At 72.2% G+C, this 3,723-nt stretch carries 4 protein-coding genes; 2 read left to right on the top strand and 2 right to left on the bottom strand.

Annotated features, from left to right (window positions below; all coding sequences use genetic code 11):
- Both VN520_RS15875 and VN520_RS15870 read left to right on the top strand, forming a co-directional pair.
- Positions 1-1,740: PhoX family protein (locus VN520_RS15875; protein ID WP_325747567.1), on the top strand; the 1,740-nt coding region annotated here is incomplete at its 5' end.
- 461 nt (positions 1,741-2,201) lie between these two features.
- Positions 2,202-2,606 carry an RNA-binding S4 domain-containing protein gene (locus VN520_RS15870; RefSeq protein ID WP_325747566.1) on the top strand — a complete coding sequence of 135 codons (405 nt, stop codon included), beginning with the start codon at positions 2,202-2,204 and terminating at the stop codon, positions 2,604-2,606.
- Between the two features lie 52 nt (positions 2,607-2,658).
- Here VN520_RS15870 and VN520_RS15865 read toward each other — a convergent pair whose 3' ends face one another.
- Together VN520_RS15865 and VN520_RS15860 are read right to left on the bottom strand one after the other, a co-directional pair.
- Positions 2,659-2,904 carry a DUF2630 family protein gene (locus VN520_RS15865; RefSeq protein WP_325747565.1) on the bottom strand — a complete coding sequence of 82 codons (246 nt, stop codon included), beginning with the start codon at positions 2,902-2,904 and terminating at the stop codon, positions 2,659-2,661.
- Positions 2,905-2,928: 24 nt separating this feature from the next.
- The coding region (locus VN520_RS15860; RefSeq protein ID WP_325747564.1) for an NADP-dependent oxidoreductase at positions 2,929-3,723 on the bottom strand (795 nt) is incomplete at its 5' end.

Here is a 3,723-nt window from a genome sequence, read left to right as displayed (position 1 = left end):
GTGGCGCCCAACAAGGACGACAAGGTCACGATCCCCGACGGCTACGGCCAGAACGTCGTCATCCGCTGGGGTGAACCGATCCTGCGCGGCGCTCCCGCCTTCGACCCGGACAAGCAGTCCGCGAAGGCGCAGGCGGGGCAGTTCGGTTACAACAACGACTTCCTCTCCCTGCTGCCGCTCCGTGGTGAGCGCGGCCGTCAGGTGATGGTCGCCAACCACGAGTACACGGACGAGATCCTGATGTTCCGTGGGTACGATCCGGCCAGTCCGACGCGTGAGCAGGTCGAGATCGCCTGGGCGGCGCACGGACTCTCCGTGGTCGTCGTCCAGGAGGAGAACCGCACCGGCAAGCTCGCCCCGGTCAACCGTCACCCGCTGAACCGCCGGCTCACCGCGACGAGTGAATTCCGGGTCACCGGACCGGCCGCCGGCAGTCCCCTTCTGCGTACCTCCGCCGACCGCACCGGACGCAAGGTGCTCGGCACCCTCAACAACTGCGCGGGCGGCACCACCCCGTGGGGCACCACGCTGCACGGCGAGGAGAACTTCAACCAGTACTTCGCCAACGGTTCCAGCGACACCGACAAGCGGTACGGCATCGGCACGGGCGCGACGGAACGCAAGTGGGAGCGGTTCGACAAGCGCTTCGACCTGGCCCAGGAGCCCAACGAGGCGCACCGCTTCGGCTGGGTCGTCGAGCTCGACCCGTACGACCCCGACTCCACGCCGCGCAAGCGCACCGCGCTCGGCCGGTTCAAGCACGAGGCGGCACAGCCCCGCCTGACGTCCGACGGCCGTCCCGTGGTCTACATGGGTGACGACGAACGGTTCGACTACTTCTACAAGTTCGTCTCCAGCAAGCGGATGAAGAAGGGGAACTCGCGGGCGGCCCGGGAGCACAACCTCACGCTGCTGGACGAGGGCACGCTGTACGTCGCCAAGCTGACCGGCGACTCCCCCACCGCGGAGTTCGACGGCACCGGCAAGCTCCCCTCGGACGGTGAGTTCGACGGCAGCGGGGTCTGGATCCCGCTCGCCACGGGCACCACCTCGCACGTCCCGGGCATGACGGCCGAAGAGGTGTACGTCTTCACCCGTCTGGCCGGTGACAAGGTCGGCGCGACGAAGATGGACCGCCCCGAGGACGTGGAGCCCTCGCCACGCACCGGCCGGGTCTACGTCGCCCTCACCAACAACACCGACCGCGGCAAGGCGGGCAAGGCCGGCGCCGACGAGGCCAACCCGCGCAACGCCAACAAGCACGGCCAGATCCTGGAGCTGGCGGAGCACTGGGACGATCCGGCGGGTGACGGATTCGCCTGGCGGCTCTTCCTCGTCGCGGGCGATCCGGAGGACCCGGCGACCTACTTCGCCGGATTCCCGAAGGAGAAGGTCAGCCCCATCTCCTGCCCGGACAACGTGGCCTTCGACGACCACGGCAACCTGTGGATCTCCACGGACGGTGCCCAGCTCGGCTCGCACGACGGCCTGTTCGGCGTCGCGACCCAGGGCGAACGCAGGGGCGAGCTCAAGCAGTTCCTGACCGTGCCGACCGGTGCGGAGACCTGCGGACCGGTGATCCAGGACCGCCGCGTCCTCGTCGCCGTGCAGCACCCGGGGGAGGTCGACGGAGCTTCCGTCGAGAAGCCGGCGAGTGCCTGGCCGGACGGGCCGGGCAGGATCGTCCGCCCGTCGGTCGTCGCCGTCTGGCGCAAGGACGGCAAGGACATCGGCGTCTGATCCGTCAGGAGCGTCACCGCACGCATCACCGGGCCCCGGAAGCCCTCCTGCGGCCTGGTCCGCGCGGTGTGTGCCTGAAGGGCTCCGTCCGGCAGATGTGCACGGGCAGCGGGGCTGCGCCGCCGGCGTGACCGGCCGGTGCGTCCGGTACCGGATCGGACGCACCGGCCGGGCGGTACGCGTACTGCTCCGTCCGCGCCGGTGCCGGCTCCTGCTGCTGTCCGCGCCGGTGCCGGCTACGGGCGATCCCGTACCGGGCGTGTGCGGAAGGTCCCGTACCGGGTGTGCGGGGCGGTGGGCTCACCCCGAAGCCGTGGTCGCTCGGCGAACACGTGCGGGCGCGTGCGGGGCGCGTGCGGGCCGTGCGGGCGGGAGCTGCGCGGCTGTCGGCACGGGGGATGCCGGCAGCTGCTTCGGCTCCTGGGCCCACCGGTGCGCCTCATCGGATTAGAGTCGGACACATGGTTTCCGGTGAGGCGCCGCAGGCGGAGGGAAGCGTCCGGGTCGATGCCTGGATCTGGGCGGTCCGGCTGACGAAGACCCGGTCGCAGGCGGCTGCCGCCTGCCGGGCGGGGCACGTGCGGGTCAACGGCGAGCGTGCGAAGCCCGCCCAGGCCCTGCGCACGGGCGACGAGGTGCGGCTGCGGCACGCGGGCCGGGACAGGGTCGTGGTCGTCTCCAGGATCGTGAAGAAGCGGGTGGGGCCGCCGGTGGCGGCGGAGTGTTTCGTTGACAACAGCCCGCCCCCGCCGCCGCGCGAGGTGGCGCTCCAGGTCCCGGTCCGCGACCGGGGCGCGGGCCGCCCCACCAAGAGGGACCGCCGCGAGATGGAACGCCTCCAGGGCAGGGGCCCGGATCCCGTCTGACGCCCGTACGCCGGATCGGGCGGGGGACGCGTCCGCTCCGGGCGGACGCCCCTCAGCTCTGGTAACCCTCCACCTCCTCGGCGGGGCGCACCTTCGCCTCCGACGGGTCCTCGCCGTATTCGCTGAGGGCGCGCCGCTGCCGCAGCAGGTCCCAGCACTGGTCCAGCCGGACCTCCACCTCGCGCAGCCGTGACCTCTCCTCGGCGGAGAGGCCCAGTTCCGCGGTGGAGCGGGCGCGGAGGGCGCGCTCCTCGGTGATCAGTTCGTCGATGTCCTCGAAGATGTCCTGGTCGGCCATGGTCCTCTCCCGGTCCGGTGTCCTTCAGATGACGAAGACGGTCTTGCCGCGCGCTCCGCCCGCGTGGTTCTGGACGAGTGCCTGGGGCGCCTTCTCCAGGGGGAGCTCCATGTCGACGGGAACGTCCAGCTCCCCGCGGGCGACCGCCGAGGCCAGCTCGTCCAGCAGTGCGGCGTCCGGGGCCGGCCGGAAGTCGGCCCGGGTGACGCCCGGCGGTGCCGCGACGCCCCGGGTGGTGACCACGACTCCGCCGTCGCGCACCAGCGAGGCGTACGCGGCGAACGAGGCGGCGTCGGTGGAGACGAGGTCGACGAGCGCGTCCACACCATCCGGATACAGACGGCGCACCGCGGCTTCCAGCGCTTCGGGGCCGGTGGTCGTATCGACGGCGGCGGTGGCGCCGAGTGCCGCCGTACGCCGCCTCTCGTCACCCCGCACGGCAGCGACGACCCTTGTTCCGCGGGCGGCCGCGAGCTGGGTCAGGAAGCTTCCGACGCCTCCCGCCGCCCCGATGACGAGCAGGCTCCGTCCGCTGCGCACGGCCGCGTCCGACAGGATCTGCGCGGCGGCCGTGCCGGCCGTCGGGAGGGCCGCCGCGATGCGGAGCGGCACGTCACGCGGGACGAGCGCGATCGGGGAGTCCTGAGGGACGCAGACGTATTCGCTGTACGCCCCGCAGCGCCCGGGGGGAGGTGCCGTCACCCGGCCGAAGACCGGGTCGCCGACCCGGAAGACGTTGTCACCGCTGCCGATCATGTCCACCCGGCCCGCGAAGTCGGTGCCCAGGACGAACGGGAGGACAGGGGGGTGGGAGCCGCC

Origin of the sequence: Streptomyces sp., from assembly GCF_035563135.1 — a bacterium.
Taxonomy (GTDB): domain Bacteria; phylum Actinomycetota; class Actinomycetes; order Streptomycetales; family Streptomycetaceae; genus Streptomyces.
Note: the sequence above shows the minus strand (reverse complement) of the source record. Positions and strands in the feature narration are given on the sequence as shown.